The 18184-nt window shown below is 39.5% G+C and carries 16 protein-coding genes and 1 pseudogene; 10 read left to right on the top strand and 7 right to left on the bottom strand.

The genetic code is table 11. The annotated features are described in order from the left end of the window. Nucleotides 1-486: 486 nt before the first annotated feature. Nucleotides 487-972, top strand: a complete 486-nt coding sequence (locus N477_RS22340; protein WP_063364274.1) for a hypothetical protein — start codon at nt 487-489, stop codon at nt 970-972. 132 nt (nt 973-1104) lie between these two features. Here N477_RS22340 and N477_RS22335 read toward each other — a convergent pair whose 3' ends face one another. Then, complete coding sequence (locus N477_RS22335) at nt 1105-1986, bottom strand: LysR family transcriptional regulator (protein WP_063364273.1); 882 nt, start codon at nt 1984-1986, stop codon at nt 1105-1107. Between the two features lie 982 nt (nt 1987-2968). Here N477_RS22335 and N477_RS22325 point away from each other — a divergent pair. From N477_RS22325 to N477_RS22310, 4 genes are all read left to right on the top strand, one after another. Further along, nucleotides 2969-4090 (top strand): FAD-dependent oxidoreductase, encoded by a 1122-nt coding sequence (locus N477_RS22325; RefSeq protein ID WP_063364272.1) that lies wholly within the window; start codon nt 2969-2971, stop codon nt 4088-4090. Nucleotides 4091-4209: 119 nt separating this feature from the next. Continuing rightward, a complete protein-coding gene (locus tag N477_RS22320; RefSeq protein ID WP_063364271.1) occupies nt 4210-4704 on the top strand; it encodes a hypothetical protein in 495 nt (164 codons plus the stop codon). Then, nucleotides 4697-4975, top strand: coding sequence for a transcriptional regulator (locus N477_RS22315; protein WP_081216637.1), 279 nt, complete (start codon nt 4697-4699; stop codon nt 4973-4975). Before N477_RS22320 ends, N477_RS22315 begins: the two co-directional genes overlap by 8 nt. Before the next feature lie 165 nt (nt 4976-5140). Further along, nucleotides 5141-7168 carry a tetratricopeptide repeat-containing sensor histidine kinase gene (locus N477_RS22310; RefSeq protein ID WP_063364269.1) on the top strand — a complete coding sequence of 676 codons (2028 nt, stop codon included), beginning with the start codon at nt 5141-5143 and terminating at the stop codon, nt 7166-7168. 43 nt (nt 7169-7211) lie between these two features. Here the strand turns inward: N477_RS22310 and N477_RS22305 are convergent, their stop codons facing one another. The 5 genes from N477_RS22305 to N477_RS22285 form a co-directional block, all read right to left on the bottom strand. Then, on the bottom strand, nt 7212-7553 hold the full coding sequence (locus N477_RS22305) for a chorismate mutase (RefSeq protein WP_063364268.1): 342 nt from the start codon (nt 7551-7553) through the stop codon (nt 7212-7214). A gap of 19 nt (nt 7554-7572) precedes the next feature. After that, nucleotides 7573-9621: a GMC oxidoreductase gene (locus tag N477_RS22300; RefSeq protein WP_063364267.1), complete on the bottom strand. Its 2049-nt coding sequence runs from the start codon at nt 9619-9621 to the stop codon at nt 7573-7575. A gap of 20 nt (nt 9622-9641) precedes the next feature. Next, the gene (locus N477_RS22295; RefSeq protein ID WP_063364266.1) at nt 9642-10862 is read right to left on the bottom strand and encodes an aminotransferase class I/II-fold pyridoxal phosphate-dependent enzyme; all 1221 of its coding nucleotides are present in this window, start codon (nt 10860-10862) and stop codon (nt 9642-9644) included. A 14-nt stretch (nt 10863-10876) separates the two neighbouring features. After that, on the bottom strand, nt 10877-12052 hold the full coding sequence (locus N477_RS22290; RefSeq protein ID WP_063364265.1) for a hypothetical protein: 1176 nt from the start codon (nt 12050-12052) through the stop codon (nt 10877-10879). A 335-nt stretch (nt 12053-12387) separates the two neighbouring features. Continuing rightward, complete coding sequence (locus tag N477_RS22285; RefSeq protein WP_063364264.1) at nt 12388-12828, bottom strand: hypothetical protein; 441 nt, start codon at nt 12826-12828, stop codon at nt 12388-12390. Between the two features lie 446 nt (nt 12829-13274). Here N477_RS22285 and N477_RS22280 point away from each other — a divergent pair, with 446 nt between their 5' ends. Next, nucleotides 13275-14375, top strand: a complete 1101-nt coding sequence (locus tag N477_RS22280) for a hypothetical protein (RefSeq protein WP_063364263.1) — start codon at nt 13275-13277, stop codon at nt 14373-14375. A 128-nt stretch (nt 14376-14503) separates the two neighbouring features. Continuing rightward, a complete protein-coding gene (locus tag N477_RS22275) occupies nt 14504-14761 on the top strand; it encodes a hypothetical protein (protein WP_063364262.1) in 258 nt (85 codons plus the stop codon). A gap of 392 nt (nt 14762-15153) precedes the next feature. On the opposite strand, the gene N477_RS25815 is transcribed toward N477_RS22275, so the two are convergent. Beyond that, nucleotides 15154-16239: a GGDEF domain-containing protein gene (locus tag N477_RS25815; RefSeq protein ID WP_081216635.1), complete on the bottom strand. Its 1086-nt coding sequence runs from the start codon at nt 16237-16239 to the stop codon at nt 15154-15156. A 303-nt stretch (nt 16240-16542) separates the two neighbouring features. On the opposite strand from N477_RS25815, the pseudogene N477_RS26520 reads away from it, so the two are divergent. From N477_RS26520 to N477_RS26195, 3 genes and pseudogenes are all read left to right on the top strand, one after another. Next, nucleotides 16543-16758, top strand: a pseudogene (locus N477_RS26520) (IS5/IS1182 family transposase); the annotation flags it as partial. Nucleotides 16759-17047: 289 nt separating this feature from the next. Then, a complete protein-coding gene (locus tag N477_RS22265) occupies nt 17048-17311 on the top strand; it encodes a hypothetical protein (protein ID WP_063363501.1) in 264 nt (87 codons plus the stop codon). Nucleotides 17312-18003: 692 nt separating this feature from the next. Beyond that, a complete protein-coding gene (locus N477_RS26195) occupies nt 18004-18177 on the top strand; it encodes a hypothetical protein (RefSeq protein WP_155731997.1) in 174 nt (57 codons plus the stop codon). Nucleotides 18178-18184 lie beyond the last annotated feature (7 nt).

Below are 18184 nucleotides of genomic sequence, written 5' to 3'. Positions count from 1 at the left end.
AACTATTTAGGAAACAAGGCCATTCAGCAGTTGGGTTTTTATTATAACCTCAATTTAAATCACTTTAAATAACAACCTTTAACAACCAAAATCACCATATAAACAAAAATAAAAACAAACAAAATACTCAACAATCAATTTTAAATACTAACCTATCAAAAACATAAGACACAGTAAAAAAACAAAAAAACAAAAAAACCACAAAAAAAATAAATAAAAAATATTTATATACACAAGGGGTTGAAAAAGTTACTTTTATTTTATATATGAACTATTTAATATTCAAGATATTGCAAAAAACACCCCCTCAAGCCAACATATAAAAGCAACCAAAAAAACAAAAGATAAAAACTTTAAAATTAGAGACCGAAAAATTAAAGATTGTAAATAATAGATTTTATTACAAAGAATTCAGCGTATAAATAACACTGAAAACATAATCAGACATTAATTCTGATTACCCTAATAATAACTTAAGGAAAAATTATGAAATCACTCCTAGCACTCGCGATTACAGCAGTCACTTTGACTAGCGCGCAATCAAACGCTCGCTCAGATTGCCCTTCAGGTCAAGGCTATTGGGAAGAAGTTTATACTAATGTTCGTGTTTGTGACACAAAACAGGAAACCTATACTGTGACATTCAAAGACTGTAGGTATACTGGAGTCGTATACAGGGGTCAAATATGGCATCAACCGCAACGCCCTTGGGAACTACCATCCTCCAAAGTTGTAAATGAATACGATTATGGTGTATCAAGCTGTCCTGACACTAAATATTATTCAGAACATCTAACATATGGATATATAGATTCTTATGGTAACTATAGAACCGATTTTGTTTCATACACCGGCACACTATTTAAAGGATGGGAAGACACACGTTCAGAAACACGTACACGTGAAATTAAAACTAATTGCCGTACAGAGCAGCGCGTAACTTATGAGTTTCGTTGCGGCTTCGAGCCATAATCAAGTGTGCGATTAAATTTCAGCCTTAAAGTGAGGAGTTTGTTAATCAAGCTCCTACACTTTTATATTAAAACCACTGCACTGTTTTGTGGCCGTCCAATATGCTGTAACTAGAATCATAAACCCACATCATTAAGAACCAAGAAATTCACGCAAATATGACAAAAAGACTTTAACCTTCTCAAGCGGGTATTTCCGCCCCGAGTAAAAAGCATTTAATACTAAATCTTCAGGCTCACAGTCTAATTTTATCTCCATGAGCTGGCCCTGCTCAATGGCTTTTTCACACGCATGAAAAGGTAATATTGCAAACCCAAGCCCTTGAATAGCAGCTGCTCTGGCCATATTACCACTATTCACTTTATAACTTGATTGCACTGTTAATAAATAATCCCCCTTAAAACGCCAAGGCGCGCCTTGCATCACGGTTAGCGTGGTTATACAAGGCAGTGAGCTCAGCTCTTGTATACTTTTCGGTTTTGGATAAACCGCCAATAGCTTTGGGGCAGCGACAATACAACTTGGCCATCGAATTATCTCTTTTGCCACCCAGCCCGAGTCCACCATGCCCCCACGGTTAAAGCTCATCACAATATCAAAGCCATCAACGATGCCTTCTTTCGCATCCAACTGCGTATCACAACTTAACGATATTGATGGGTTTTGAGCGACAAAGCTTGCGAGTACTTCTCCCATAAACGGAAGATCAGGCGTCATTATTTTTAGGTGGCCCGACAGATGATTTGTTTGCGAAGACGTTTCTTGTAAAGCGCTTTGTAAGGAATCTAGCAACGAACTGGTAGAATCATAGAGTTTTTTTCCAGCCTCTGTAGGGCGCATTTTTCGGGTTGTACGCTCAAATAAGCGCACATTTAATTGCTGTTCTAATAACGCAACATGACGACTGACATTAGACGTTGGCAATGCCAGTTGCTCAGACGCCTGTTTAAAACTTAAGTGTAAAAACACAGCTTCAAAACTTTTTAGCCATTTTAGTTCAATTTTATCTAACATAGAAATTTGGAAATAAAGTTTCTTTTATTAAAAGAATAATAATTTAGATAAAAAACAAAAATAGTCAAACCTTTATTTAAATAACAAATAAATTACCCGAAAATAAAAACTCACAAAAACCATAATTTAACGACAAGCAACGCCAAAATAAAGAAATAAAAAGTTACAGCTTACAATTTACAAATTCACATTTACTAACAAATACATTGGAAATTGAAACAATATCAACATAAGTTTAGTGTTTAATGAATACCAGGTACTAACCCATACCTAAAATCAAAATACTAAAAGGAAATAAAAATGATCAAATTAAATAAAAAGAATATAAAGTCACTATCTTTGGATAAGAATAAAATTCCAACAAAAATGACCTTTGGAATCGCTGGTGGAGCGCCTGTAAGTTGGAACAATTGCACAGACTTCTGTACACCTAGCGTTGGTGAGGGCTGTAAATTCACTAATTTATGCTAATGAATTGAAAGTTAAAATATTAGAATTAAATTTTTTAATAAAAACCAGACACCAAACACATAAAGTTAAAATAGAAAAGGAAATAAAAATGATAAAATTGAATAAAAAGAGTATAAAATCACTATCTTTAGATAAGAATAAAATCCCAACAAAAATGACCTTTGGAATCGCTGGTGGAGCGCCCGTAAGTTGGAACAATTGCACAGACTTCTGTACACCTAGCGTTGGTGAGGGCTGTAAATTTACTAATTTATGCTAATTATATAATCAATTTTATAAATCGTAGCCAGTGATACTCCATTGGCTACTTTAATTAGCATCACAATCAAACCTCTTAATAAAACCATCTTAGATAAACAAAAAAATATAAAATTAAGAAGTCACCCTTTCATAACTTTCTTTATCTAGCTCTATTCACTCATAATTTGGGATTATGAAAGTCATAACTGCTAATTTATCCCACCTTTTATATTTGTCAAAGTCTGGCTAAGAATTAAATGGAGATATAAAAATGCAAAATACTCGACGTATCGCAATTATTGGCGCAGGTATCGCAGGTCTAAGCATGGCTGTTTTTGCCACACAACAAGGCTTTGATGTAGAGGTGTTCGAAAAACGCAGTGAAATATCGCAAATTGGAGCTGGCGTGACGCTATGGCCTAATGCCATGTATGTGTTGGATAAAATGAAGTTAACTAAGGCCATCTCTGAAATTGGAGTGCAGCCATGCAGCGTCCAGCAAATGAACCAGCAAGGGCAAGTACTCTCAAAATTAGATCTTTCACAACTCAGTCAACAATGTGGCTACCCCAGCATCAGCATTTTACGCAAAGACCTAATGCTTTGCTTGTATGAGCAGGTCATGCAACTCAATATCTTGTGTCACTTTAATACGCCAATTGATAGCCAAGATATAACTAAACTTGCTAGCCAGTTTGACCTTGTGGTCGGTGCCGATGGCAGAATGCACTCTCAAGTAAGAGCCGCTATTTTTCAACCACCAATTGAGCCTATTTACCAAGGGTTTATCAACCTCATTGGCACCAGTCCGACCCCAGCCAGTGTCAAGAACAACCCTATTCAGGAATTTCGTGAAAATGGCGTTCGCTTTGGCATCGTCCAAGCAACAGCTGACTCATGTTATTGGGCCGCTGCTTGGGCCTGTGACATAAATAACAATTACACAACAAAACAGTGTCTCAACGAAGCACAATGTCGATTTAAACATTGGCCAAAGGCGATTAACACAATACTGCATACGGCAAATATGCATAGTTGCAATCATATTTTTGTCCACGATCTAGAACCGCTCCCTTACTGGCATCAAAACAATGTGGTGCTGATCGGTGACGCTGCCCATGCATCACTGCCAACTTCTGGTCAAGGAGCGAGCCAAGCGCTCGAAGATGTCTGGCATTTGACCAACTTACTCAATCAGCATGAAGCGATACCCGACACACTAAGTCACTTTTACCAAACGCGAATAAACAAAACTACGACAGCACAAACAATAGGTCGGCATTTGGCTAAGCAATTCTTCTCTGACATACCTCAGCAACCGGTAAAAATGGACCCAAAAAAATTACGTATGCTTTGGATGCAAGGCTTAACCTCTCCTAATATGCTTTCGTAACTCACTCATTAGACGTCGTTTTTTATTAAACTTTCCACTATGGAAAGTTTTTACTTGCCAAGTTGGAAAGTGTAGGCTAAATTTTAGTTTCCATAGTGGAAAGTTAAGGACGGCGAGCAATGAAAGATACAAAAAATAACATCACTGAAATAGATAAAGATGCAGCAACACAAGCGCTTTCAAGCATTCACACAACACAGCAAGAAACCATTGAACATAGCCGCCCGCCAATGTGGCTAAGTGCTATCACAGGTTTGAGCTATGGCGCGATTGTCGCAGGATATGGCCTAATGCGACACGAAAATCAATGGGCCTTAATGATGATCGTCGGCGGGGCCGTATTTGCGTTCTCTGTCGCAATTTACTTATACCGCTGTCATTTATTAGGGATCAAGCCTGTCATACTGCCTCGTTCCAATGCCAGTAAAAAACTCAACATTTATAGCGCACTATTTTTTGCAGTAATGATTGTTATAAGCCGCGAGCTTACGCTATTTACTGAGTTGAATTTTATTCCTTGGGTATGCGGCCTAATGTGTGGTGGTGTGCTTGTTTGGTTACAACGAATGTATCCGACAGGTGAAGTTATCAATGCGGAGCGCCCTAATGAGTGATCTAGACCCCATTATCCATGCGCCAAACCGCTTACAGATCTGCGCCATGCTGGCCACCAGCGCAGAGCTCGACTTTAAACTGATTAAATTACAGCTAGATGTCAGCGACTCCGTGTTATCAAAGCAGCTAAAAGTATTAGAAGAAGCTGAGTATATCGTGACGTCAAAACGCAGCAACCAAGGCCGTCCCTGTACTTGGGTGTCTCTCACAGAATATGGCAGAACGGCATTTAACACACATGTCGCAGCATTAAAAAAAATCATAGCCTAGTGCTCATAAAAGCGCTGAATAACTTTCAGCGCTTAACTAATCCAAAGTATAAGTACCTAGAAATTAATATTTTTATTAATTTAATTTTCTTCAAATAGACCCGTGTCAAAAAAAGCCTAACTGCTATGCTTAGTGTTCAGTAGTTGATTAGAGAGCCAACGTTTGATGTTGTTACGTTGTATTAATTGGATATTGTTGTTTGTTAGTCTCAATGCCTTCGCTGCAGCATTCACCGAGGCTGAATTTGAAGAGATCAGAGCAGAAATACGCAGTGCATCTTCTCAATCCCCCCTTGAAGCCATATCAACCACCGAGTACTTTTTATTTAAGTTCGATAAACAGCTGAGTACCAGACAAAAAATCCGTTTGTTGTACGGTAAGGCTTGGTTTCAAATTCAAACCGATGACATGCACAGTGCAATATCAACTTTGTCACAGTGCAAAAAAATGAGTATCGAAGTCTCAGATCCCACCATTTTATACAGTTATTATAGCCTCACAGCAGGTGCATTAACTCGCATGGGGTTATATGAAAGAGCCCTTGAGAACTACCTGGAAAGCTACAAACTAGCGGCCTTAATGGACACTGAGCTATTTCTTCGACAAACCGAAAATAACATCGGTAATGTCTATTTAAAGTTAAGCCGCTATGAAGATGCAAAGTCCTATTTTCAACGCTTTTATCAAGACGCCAAACAAAGAGACCTCGCTCAACAAATGGCAGTTGGTTTGAACAATCTAGGAGAAGCGCATTTTGGACTAGGCGAATATCAAACAGCATTGGTATTTCACAAGCAAAGCTTAAGCCTTAGAGAGCAAAACGAGTTCACGTACCATAGCTCTTGGTCCCACCATAACCTAGGCAAAACCTATATCGCGTTAGGTGAACTTGAACTGGCAAAACAACACTTAGAACGCGCGACAAAAATACGCAAGGACAGCAATGCCATCGCTGATAGTATTGGGCCGCAAATAGACCTCATGAAGATTAAGCTTTCACAAAAAGCGTATCAAGGCACAGAAACACGCTTAGAAGAAATCATCAAGTTAAGTGATGAACACACCAGACACAAAGAAAAGTCAGAAGCCTATCAACTGCTCAAGATGTACTATCAGCAAGTCAACGACTTGCAAAGTGCACTCAACACATCCGCTTTGCTGATGCAGAGCAAGCTCAAGTTTTTACAAGGACAAGCTGAAATAGGCGTTGCTTTTCATGCGGCCCAAATGAACTTAGCTATAAAAGAGCGTGATATTGCCAAGCTGACCCAAGAAAATGCGCTTCATCAGCTCAATACCCAAGCAGTTAAAACACAGTTAATCATCATGATCATCGCCATGGTGATAATTATCTTACTCACTGGCTATTTTGTACGGCGAATAAAAACAAAAAACCTTATCCTAATTGAAACGCTAGACAATTTAAAAGCGACCCAAAAACAATTATTAGAAGCCGAAAAAATGGCAGCAATGACGACTTTAGTATCAGGCATGGCTCATCAACTTAACACGCCGTTAGGGCTTGTTGTCACGTCGGCCTCGTGCCTTGAAGAAAAGCTAAAAGAAATACGTCAACTTCTGTCGGATCAAACGCTCAGTGCAACACAATTAAAAATCTTCTTAGAAGAAGCATCCGAAATGCTGGCTCTAACCGCCAACAATTCAGGACGCGCTGCTGATATGATCGCTCGCTTTAAACAAATCGCAGCGAATTTAGATACCAGTGACGCTTCCAACTTTGAAGTACTTGGCTTTTTGACTCAAAGGTGCACTCTTATTTCACAAAGCATCGAATCTGATGTTGCTTTAACAGTTACTGGCGATACCGTAGATATTCACTCTCATCCAGAGGCTTTGATAAAGGTCATTTCTCAGCTTGTAAACAATTCTTGTGCCCATGGTTTTGTACAGCAATCATCTAAACACATTGATATTGAAGTCAAAAATGATGGTAATTATGTGCTGATTACCTATCAAGACAATGGCATAGGTATTTCTGAGGATGATCAAAAGCATATGTTTGACCCCTTTTATACAAGCCAACTCAGCGAAGGAAATTTAGGCTTGGGTCTGAATATCGCTTATAACTCAGTCGTCCATGTTTTAAATGGCGAAATAGGTTATGAGCATCAAGCGAATGGTGCAAGGTTTATAATTAAAATACCAAAAATGAAAGCTGCTAACATAGTGTAAACCGCCCAAATACTTGGGCGGCGGCATAGAATGAGTAAGGTATTTACAAACCTCGAACACGTTTAGCTTGCGTGGCTTTTGAGTACTTTAGCAATACATCCATCAGCTCCCTTGTTAAAAACTCAGATACACCATTTCTTTTTGCGTTTTCAAGCGCTTGATCTAATACCCAATGCTCACGCTTACTGTCTTCGACAGGCTGATGAAAAATGGCTTTTAAATCGCCGACTTCTGATATCTTAGAAAAGCGCTCTGCGACTAGACTGATAAGTTGCTTATCTATTTGATTAATGCCACTTCTCAATTCTGCCAGTGCATTTGCATAATCACCGTCATAGCCATGCTTGCTTGGTAGCTTAGTATCATTTTCAAAATCAACAGTCATGTGTTTACCCTCCTTAGTATTAATAGGTAATTTTTTGCTTAATTTCCGGCGCAATTTCTGCCATACAATGCTCAGCTACGGCTGCAATTGTCCAAGCCGGCGTACAAGCACCTGTACTACCAGGGATGAGTGAACCATCAACCACGTACAACCCAGGAATAACAGCGCCCTTGGCGTCTTTAAGTGCACCATAGTCATTACATGCTTTACCTAGCACACAGCCGCCTAATGGGTGCGGAGTCATACCATAAGCCACATCGAAATGTTCGTTTTCAACATCTGAGTTTGCAACCAATGTACGCTGCGTATTGTTACTACAATGTAGTGGACCGCGATACCCTTTAAAACGGGCTAGTTTGCGCTGGTCGTCCTCACTCAAATTGGCAGTATTGGTTTCTTTCCACGCATTTAATGTCTTTAATGCTGTATTGATCGAATCGCCCATCCCCCCTTCATACTTACCATCAATCTCTAGTGTCTGTGGATATGACAAGCCAAACGTACCATCACACTGTTTTACAAACTGCCCAGGGGCGGTCTCACGACAGACGCCCATCATGAGCGTATTTTGGATAGACACGGTTTCTTCATACCAAACTGGGTAAACCACCATCTTGGTAAATGGTGACGCGTGATTTTCTTCCAAATAGGCTCTGGGCTGCTGCCCTTTATCGCCAAATAAGAAATCACACTCAGCAGAGCCCGGGCCACCATTCGCTGGGCGTACATCTTGATTACAAAACTGTGTAGCAAATAAGTCACCATTTTGTCCCCAGAATTTACCAACATAATGACTCAGTTCTGGTAGTCCAGTATTAGTGACATCTGTTAGGCTCGGTGAGTTGGAGGACTCGAGCAGCAAACGTGCTGTGTGCATAGAACCTGCTGACATAATGACATTGTCAGCTTCATAAATAATTTGCTGTGGTGCATCCACATCGGCTTCATTGATTTTATTTACCGCAATCCGATAAACAAACTCCCCCTTACCGCCTTTAGCAATGCGATTGATGCTCGTTACTTCGCTCAAACATTCAATATCTAGCTGATCAGTCGCCTTTGCTTGCGCAAGATAATTTTGATCTAGACTTTTTTTAATGCCATAAAACGTTTTGCCACTACACTTATCAACTTCATGGTAGCTATTCATGCCATACCACATCTCCCCAATCGTTGCAGAAGGTAGCATGGAGCCAGATACTTCATTGGCTACCACAGACCAATCTAGTGCCAAGGTACTAAACTTAGGCTCTACCGACGCGAGGTCATATTTTTGTTTGTTAGCCTGTAATTTTTGCGCCTGCTCTAAAAACACCCGAGTTGAGAGGTAATCCGGCGAAGCAGCAATAGAGATTGGATTGTCATTCGCATTTTCGCTTAGGCTCGCCATTTCAGTTTGAATGTTGCTTTGATCGATTTGCGCACTTGTTACTTGATTAAATTGCAAAGTTGCATCGGTATCAAGAGCCGTATCTATCATGGTTTTAGGCTTCATTACTGACTCAACAACATCATACTGATCAGCAATCTCATCGTAACTTAGTAGCTTAGTGCTTTGATTTTCTGGATCTCTAAATGCCAGATTGAACGCATCTTTTGAGGGCTTTTGGAAAATCGTATTGTATACCTGTGATGTACCGCCCAAACCTGCACCAACCCACACCGTCATATTTTCCGCTTCAATGGTTTCAACTAATCCGGGGTATTTTTTCACCGGTCGCTTGGCAAATTCGCCATCGTTAAAGTTAAGCGGAATGTCATTTAAGCCAAGGGTGATATCCCCCACAGGCGTGCCAAATGGCTCTTCTGTTGCCATCCACGCAGCGCGTCCATCAGGTTGACGATAATTACAAAATGGCGGTAATGGCTCTGCATCGCTTTTTGCCTGACTGCCTTTTCCTGTTAAATTACCCCACCAGTCTTTACCGCGCTCTAATAAAACAACGCGCTCATTGGTATTTTCTAACTGCTGACAAAGCCTCAGTGCAGCCACACTGCCACCAAATCCTGATCCTATAATTACAGTGTTCGCTCGGATGGGCGTATTAGATGAATTTGAATTACTCATGTGATTTTCCTTTTCATGGTTTAAGCGACGTGGTCGCCAACAACGTTCGAATGACTAAAAAATGCAATGCTCTTTTTAATTGCAGTGGCTACCTGTTCCACTTCACCCTTATGGCAAACCACTGCTACTCGCACGTACTGGCGCACCGCATGCTTTACCTCATCACTCACTGCAAGGTAATGCCCTGGCAATACTTTTACGCCATAGTGCTGGTATAAATGCTGACAAAACTTTTCAGAATCGCATCCCACATCTAGCCAAATATAGAAGCCACCTTGAGGAAGTTCATAAGCAGAATATTCTCCAAGGAACTCAGTAAACACATCGAACTTCTCTTGATATATCGCGCGGTTTATCGCGACGTGCTGCTCATCAGACCATGCGGCTTCAGAGCCTTTTAATTGAATTGGAGACAAAGAAACGCCGTGATAATTGCGATAACCTTGAATCAATTTGATGAGTTTGGTATCACCCGCGACAAACCCCGACCTTAAACCTGGCAGCCCAGATCTTTTCGACAAACTATGAATAGCAAGGCAGTTTTCAAAACTGTCATTGCCAATATGCTTGCACGCTTCTAGCAATCCGACAGGCTTAAAAGGCTCAGCGTAGATCTCGCTGTAACATTCATCTGCAACCAAAACGAATTGGTGCTTTTTCGCTAACGCTATCAAGCAAGTCCACTGCTGTATTGTTAGTACTTCACCGGTTGGATTATTAGGCGAGCAGACAAACATCAAATCAATATCCGCCCAGTTAGCGAAGGTATCACTCCCATTTAACGTCAGCTGCGCTATCTGTGCTTGGGTGATACAATAAATGTTTGCGCCAACATTCTCAGCACTGGCCTGATAAATCGGGTAACCCGGATCTGGCATCGCAACCGTAATCGGTAGCCCTTGTTGTAATTCACGGTTAAACAAAGCAATGGGCATCATAAAAATCCCTTCCCGACTACCCGCCAGCACCGCTATTTGTGATTGCGCATCGATTGAGCTTTCATCAAGCGAATACCTTTTGCACAACCAGTCACGGATCGTGTTTAACAACGCTTGTTGCAAGGACGCTTTAGGGTAGCGCGCAAGTGCTTCAAACCCATCAGGAATATGGGATAAAATCTGCTGATTTAAAGGCACGTTCGGCTCACCAACACTCAAATCAATCACGTTGCGCGCAGGGCTAATTGCAGATAAAAGGTTTTCAAGCTTTGCTTGAGGATATAAACGCTCTGCAAAGTGCATGGCTTTTACTCCTTTTACATTACAATCTCTGTATGATTGCGTACCAACGACTCTACTTGGTCCTTCACCCCGCTTAACAAAGGCTCTGAGCTGTTTACTACGTCACACATCAGCTGAGCAATGTGCGCGCTATCGTGTTCAGTGAAACCAAGTCGCGTAATTTCTGCGGTTCCCACACGCATAAAGCCATCACAGAAAATCCCATGCGCTTTAAGTTTGTCTCTGTGCTTAACGCCCGTCTCTTTGTCGAGTAAAGGTAAAACTTGATGACAGTATGTCGAGTTTTCAAAATCTGGATTCGCCTCTCCTCTGAGGGTAAAGCCATTTTGTTTGAAGGTGCTTGCAAACGCGCGCGCATTTTTCACAATTTGACTGGCATACCTTTGCCAAGGCACTTCATCAAGCGTTAAGCCAAGTGCGGCAATTCTGGCAAGGTGCGGGTTGCAAATCATGGTTGGGCCATTAAGTGGCGTAAAGTTAGAAACTAATTCAATTTTTTTATGCAACAGCTCGGAGTTAGTCAGGACGAGTCCGCCTTGCGGACCAGGGAAGGTTTTGTGTGTTGACCCAAATAAAATGTCAGCGCCTTCATTTAGCGGATCTTGATACTCACCACCAGCAATCAATCCCAAACTGTGAGAGCCATCATAGGCAACAACACCCCCATAGCTGTGAACGACTTCACTGATCTCTCTTACCGGCATTGGCACCATGAAGATGGACGCGCCCAAAATAACCAGCTTGGGCTGCTCTTTAAACAACAAATCAATACATGCTTGTTTGTCTAGTTGCCACTGTGCATCATCGAAGATCAGCGGTAACGACTGACGATGGAATACTTCGTATTGAAATGGATATCCGCCACCAGGGAAAAACGGCGGGACACGCGCAACCTTGTCCCCCGGCTCAGTTAAAGCAAATACAACAGCCATTAAGCTATTACTGCCTGAGGTGGGTGAAATGTTGGCAAATTTGCTAGAAAAAACTGACTTGGTTTTCTCAATTGTAAGCTGAGTAATCTCTTGAGAGATATCTGTGCCCGCATAAAATGGCGCGGCATACCGCGATGCCAAATCATTTGAAAGTAAGTTAGAGACCTGATCCGACAGTCGATTTTCACTCACAATTAGATTAATCGCCTGCCGACGACATTGCTGATGTGCTTCAGCTAGCTCAATAATAGTGTTCATCCTCATTCCCATTTTGGTTAATTATTGAGCCAACATGTTAGACACATAAAATAAGAAAATTAATTACAAAGTATTACACCGATACCAATAAAGTAGTAAATCTATGAAAGTACGAAGAAAAGTCAATCAGCTCGGAAAAGCCATTAACTATGAAAAAGGTAGCTTTTAATGACACTTAATATATGGGGTTTTCGATATAAAAGGACCGGAGTACGAAAGCGCTAGAGGCACGTTATGAAGAGCAGATTTAGACACGACTTCATTTTTCAATCATATCAATAGCCGCTAAAATATTGTACCAACTTCGACTCAATTCTTCACTCAAAAGACTTAATTCATGCTTTTATGTCTACGCTTTGGCTAAACGTCGAAGGGATAAAAGTTTGACCATGCAGCCCTTTTACAATTGCCAACCTGTCTTTTAAAAACGCAATCTGATCAAAGTCACCGATATCCTGATTAAACTCAATAGACTGTTCAATTTGACCGATATAATCTGTTTTAACGTCTCCCATATCAGCCTGACGTCCATCCAGGTAAATACGCCCACCGGGCAACACCATGGGAACGGGCAAGTCTGCTACGCCAGAGCGGACTAATTCGTTATATTCATTAGGTGAGATATTACGCATATCGATACGCTGCTCAGTTTTAATGACTTCATCATGACTAGCTAGGGTACCTGCTGCGCGAGTGTTGGCTTTTAGATCTGATTTATTCTGAGCGGTGTAATGCTCACGAGCGGCATAACTTTGCCCCATTCCTTGGATATACATGTAATTCCCATCAATTCTACTAAGAATATCTACCTGAAGCATAATTTAAGCCAATTATGATGTTTTTCTTTACTCATCTGATGTAGATTTGGGCTGTAAAATTAATTACAGCTACTTTGACAATATAACGTACTTATACTCGCTATTACCCTAATATCTCTATCGCAAACTTCCTTTTTTATTACCCCCCCAAAAGACACAGTCCGAAATTACCACTATATTGCACCAGCTAAATATTGATATTAGATTTGTAACCAACTAGCTGACTCTGAAACATTTTTTAAAACCCATTTCAGTGATTTCTGGCTGACTTTCAATTCTGTGATAAAAATAAGAAAAATTTAGTAGAAATTTTTTCATATCAAAAAAACAAACAAACCATTTACATAAAAGATAATCAATGCTCAAATCGAAAATTAAATTCAATATAAAAGGAATATTTAATTATGAATAAATTTATTGGCCTTTGTTTGTTCCCCTTGCTTAGTAGCGCTGCAGCCCAAGCAGTCAGTGCAAATGAAGTAAGTAGCACACAATTTAATTTGGCAGAATTAGTATCAGAGTCATCTTCTCGGATATATCCGTTTATCCCTGGGTACCACCCTACTTATTGGAACACCGGAGGCAATCACCAGCGTTACAATAACTGCTACAATTACGCCGCTAACCGTATCTCTCCAACAAATGCCAAATCTCAACCTGGCTATGCTAAGGGCCACCGAGGGTTCAATTCTGACAATGGGGCGAGCTGTGCTGGTGTCATCGCAGGTGCCAAAGCAGATGGTTTTAGAGAAGTACCTAGTTCATTATGGAATTACAAAAAATCAAATTTTAGCAATAGCCTGACTTTGAGTGCACTCGTATTGGCACCACATTATGACTATCACTGGTATCGCCGAGATAGCAATCGTCGATGGTCACATAAACCAGGTTCAACAAATGCGACCAATTTAGACAACTCAAACAGAGCGATTTATGATCCACAACGTGCTGATCGCGGTGTTTACACTCAGTTTTGTGGTTATTTTGAAAACTACTCATCTGTTCCTGCTGATTTTGTTGGCCCGTACATAGAACAAAATAAAGGAAATATTTATGTCACCGGTACATTTCAATCAGCAAACTCAAATATTGAGGCAGACATAGCGAAGCAAGACAGTACAGCTTCAACAGTGACGGTACTCAAGTATTCTGGTCGTGAAAACCCTTCTCTGCCACTGACAAAGTTAAATGATTATTTACAATATCGCATATCTGAAGTTGCCAAATTACAAGATACTTCAATCCTTCGTAAAGAATTAGCACAACCAGGAGAAGACTTTGTACCAAGTATATTGGGATATAAAGGCTTGTTGATCAATGACACTAAAGGTGTGTACTTTAACCCCGGCGACCAAGTATTAATTAGTGAAGGAACGATTAAAGTATTAAGTACAAATAAAAATGAACTTGCCACATCAAAGTTACCTTCTCGCATCATTAAATCCTCTCTACTTGACTTATCTTTAGAGAAAGATTTAGTTGATTTCATCGAGACTGCTAAATAAATACTTAGGGCTTGGTTGGGTTGCACCTCCAAGCCTCGTATGAGAAATGGAAGAACATATACAACCAAATAACGAGTAGTCAAAATGCACTACATATAATCTTCAAATATCAAACAAGGAGAGTAAGAATGACACGTAAATTGTTATCTATTATTGCTGGTTCAATGCTTGGGCTAGCCAGCTATGCGGCTCAAGCAGCGACTGTTAGCGCTTGGGGTGGAGCTGAGCACCTAAACTATGATACTGCCAGAGGCAGTGCCATACTCAACTTAAAGCGTCGCTACCCAAACGTTAGAAATATACGTATCGCACAATGCTTTAGAGTAACATACCCACCAGCTTACAAAGTAGGTGTAGTCACTTGTCAGGCTGTTGGCGAAGTATAACTTTTCAAAGTTTAAGTATTAGGGGTGAGGAAGCTCTCCCTAATACTCACAATACTTTATATTCCCTTGCTCATTTAAAACCTCATACCAATATGTGGTTCACTTCTCCGCAAATCAGCTTATCTATCTAAAACAGTAAGCACTAACCAATAGAAAAGTAGCAAATTTAAATGCACAACTAGAATTTTTTCTTATCCAAGCTAGCAACATATTTTAAAAGAGTATTAGATAACGAGCTTAATATTAAACTTTTTAAGTTGAAGCAGAATTTTGAACGTTCTATAAAAGCTATTAACATTTATAAACAATCCGTTTGTATCATGTAGTGTATTTTACGCTCAACCAATAAAGCAGCTGATGATAGGTACGTATAGCATTTATATATAAAGTAATTAGTAAGCAGATACGCAATTTCTCCCCTTATCTTTAGAGTCATATAATGCCGCATCTGCTTGGTCAAACAGCTCGGTTAAATCTTGACCTGAGCTCTTCAGTTGAGTAACTCCAAAGCTTGCAGTGCAATTGATACAAACGCCACCATAACAAATCTGTTCTACTTCTATTTTTTTACGTATTAAATTCAACTTATCGATTGCTAAAGCTATATCTGTGCCTTGTAATATAATGGCAAATTCCTCACCGCCATATCGTCCAATGATATCGCTTTCTCGTGTAGTTTCTGCTAATAGTTTTGCCACTATTTTCAACGCAGCATCTCCATGGCTATGACCATAATTATCATTTACTTTTTTAAAGTGATCTATGTCCATGAGAGCAACACAAAATGGTAACTTATGTCGCTTAACCGCACAAAGTGCCTTAGCACCCTCGATAAAAAGCTTTTTTCGATTGGCAATGCCAGTCAAACCATCTGTCATCGCCATCTTTTTCAGCTTGTTTTCAAATTTATAGCGGTCATTATCAAATGTAACTGCAATTAAAATTAACACAAACATAGCGAGCAATTCATACAGTATTTGTAAAACGCCTTTATGTGTACCCTGTAAAGTTATTATCGGCTCAATCGGCTGGTGATATTCAATAAAAAGGTAGCAACTACAACAAAGGACGGACAAGAGTATTTTTGTGCTTCGCCGGCTTCCCTCAAGTAACAGCCATGGCATAGGTAAGAGGGTCAAAAAAGTATTTTGAATTCCAACCTCGTTTCCAATAACCCAGTAAGCCTGAATAAGGATAAAGCTTATAACACTGAGAAAAAGTAATAGCCCTGCGAAGTAGTGATGTTTGTAGAATTGTAACGTAAGTGCCAAGCAACAAGCGACTACCAGCAGCATATTCATTAAAGCAGCTGTAATGGATGTATAGAAGAAGACAAACAGACAGGCATCCAACACAACGATGGTACAAGACAAGAGCGCGAAAATATTACAGACTCGGATCTTATGCGCATAGACATCGTCTTTGTCGCAACCAGTATTGATTACATTGTTAAAAAAGAGGTTAAAACGTTCGATCATATGACAAGCTTGCCGCGCTACACCTGTTGAGTATAGAGCATTATGGCGAGCTTTCCCCCTCTCCTTTTAGCAATACTAAACACATTCCACTCGCATTTTCTACCCCGAGCCCTCTTCAACACTTGAATTGCTACTTTACTATGGCGGCTATGTAAAACAGTCAGTATGTGGGCAACTCTACAACTAGGATAAAAATGCTTTATTGCTTGTTTCAACAAAGGTTTCAACTGAGTATTAAAACTTGTTTGCTCTAAAGCTGAGCTGTATATATTGCGGCTAAAGGTCCCGTAGCTCGTACTCCGAAGGGAAAATGCACAATATTGGGAGAAAGGTCATCCGAGAAACAGCGCCATAATATTAATGCATCAATTTGGTTTAAAACACTGGAAGGAAAAGTCAGGCTATCATGAGCGTTCGCTGGCTGAAACAGGCGTTTATCGTTTTAAACAGCTTACGGGTGACAAATTAACAAGCCGCACCTTCAACAACCAACACACAGAAGTAATGATTAAAGCCTAGGTGATCAACACTGAGAATAGGCTAGATATGCTTTAATATCAGTAAAAGTGACAAGGCAATTAGAAAAGGCCAATTTGACCAACAAGGCCCTTAATCATTGATGTAGTACCAAAATATAGTCACAACCAACCGCCATTTAATAAATTAACCCATGACAGTTTCTTAAACTTAACGAACCTTCGTATAGTTTTTACACACATCAAAATAAGAACAATTCACTGCCTTTCCATTGACGAATAACATATATTGATTAATTTTAGTATTCAAATGTCAAATAAGGAGAGTTAATATGAGATATAAATTGATTCCTACTATTGCAGGATTAATTATTGGAGTTACAAGTTATTCCGCTCATGCAAAGGCCGTAAGTGCTTGGGGAGAGGCTGAACACCTAAATTATGATGCAGCCAAAGATAATGCTATTCTCAATTTGGGACGCCGATATCCCAATGTAAAAAAAGTAAGAATAACAGAGTGCTTTAGAGTCACTCACCCACCAGCTTACAAAGTAGGTGTTGTAGCTTGTAAAGCCAAAGGGGAAATATACCCTTAATTAGGTAGGTCTGTTAGGGGCAAGTTATGTGCCTCTTAACAATAAAATATTTCCATGACAATTGCGTTGTGATCAAGTATTTAAAACCCCATAGACCATTACCAATTTGGAGTTGACATAATACATTTCCCAACTTCGATGATAAACCCATGTTGACACACTATAAAACAAGGATTCTAGAAAAACCCTCTGTAAACATTAACTTTACAGAAATAAAACGGCACCTTTAAAAGAAACAAAAACCAAGCGAAAAACCATTAAAATTAATAACTCAGCACCTCTGAAAAAATAAAAACTTAAAATAAAATCATAATAATAATTATAAAACAAAATGCGGGTAACATTTTAAATATTGCAGAATTTTGGTTAAGAACAGGCACTCTGTTAAATTTTATCTATATCCATCAACCTAGTTATGAATGTTAGCTAACTATCTAGTTGTGTTTTAGCTCTCTTCAAGATAAAAAAACCTTTTACACCCCCACACTTCATAAAGAAATAGAAAAACAATAAAAACCACAAAAACAATTAAAAAACCTCACACCTTCAAAATTCAAAAAATAAAAATATTAATATTTAAAAATAAAAAAATAAAAAATAAAAAATAAAAGTTTACAAAAAAGGAACACCGTAGTAGTGTAATTTCAACGCAAAGAAGCGTTTTTATAATCATAAAAATTCAAGGATAAAAAATGAAGTTTTCATTAAAGAAAAAAAAGCTAAAAAAGTTAAATGAAATAAACCCAGTAAACCAAGATCAAACCCCTAATATTGCAGGTGGTTCATCTTATGCTAGTAATAATGGATATACATGCTCTGGTAGCAGCGGTGGTAGAGAACCAACTTTCCCGGTTCAACCCCATTAATTAGATA

It is taken from the genome of Pseudoalteromonas luteoviolacea H33-S (genome assembly GCF_001625695.1).
In the GTDB taxonomy this organism is placed as follows: Bacteria; Pseudomonadota; Gammaproteobacteria; order Enterobacterales; family Alteromonadaceae; genus Pseudoalteromonas; species Pseudoalteromonas luteoviolacea_B.
This window is presented reverse-complemented; position numbering and strand designations above follow the sequence as displayed.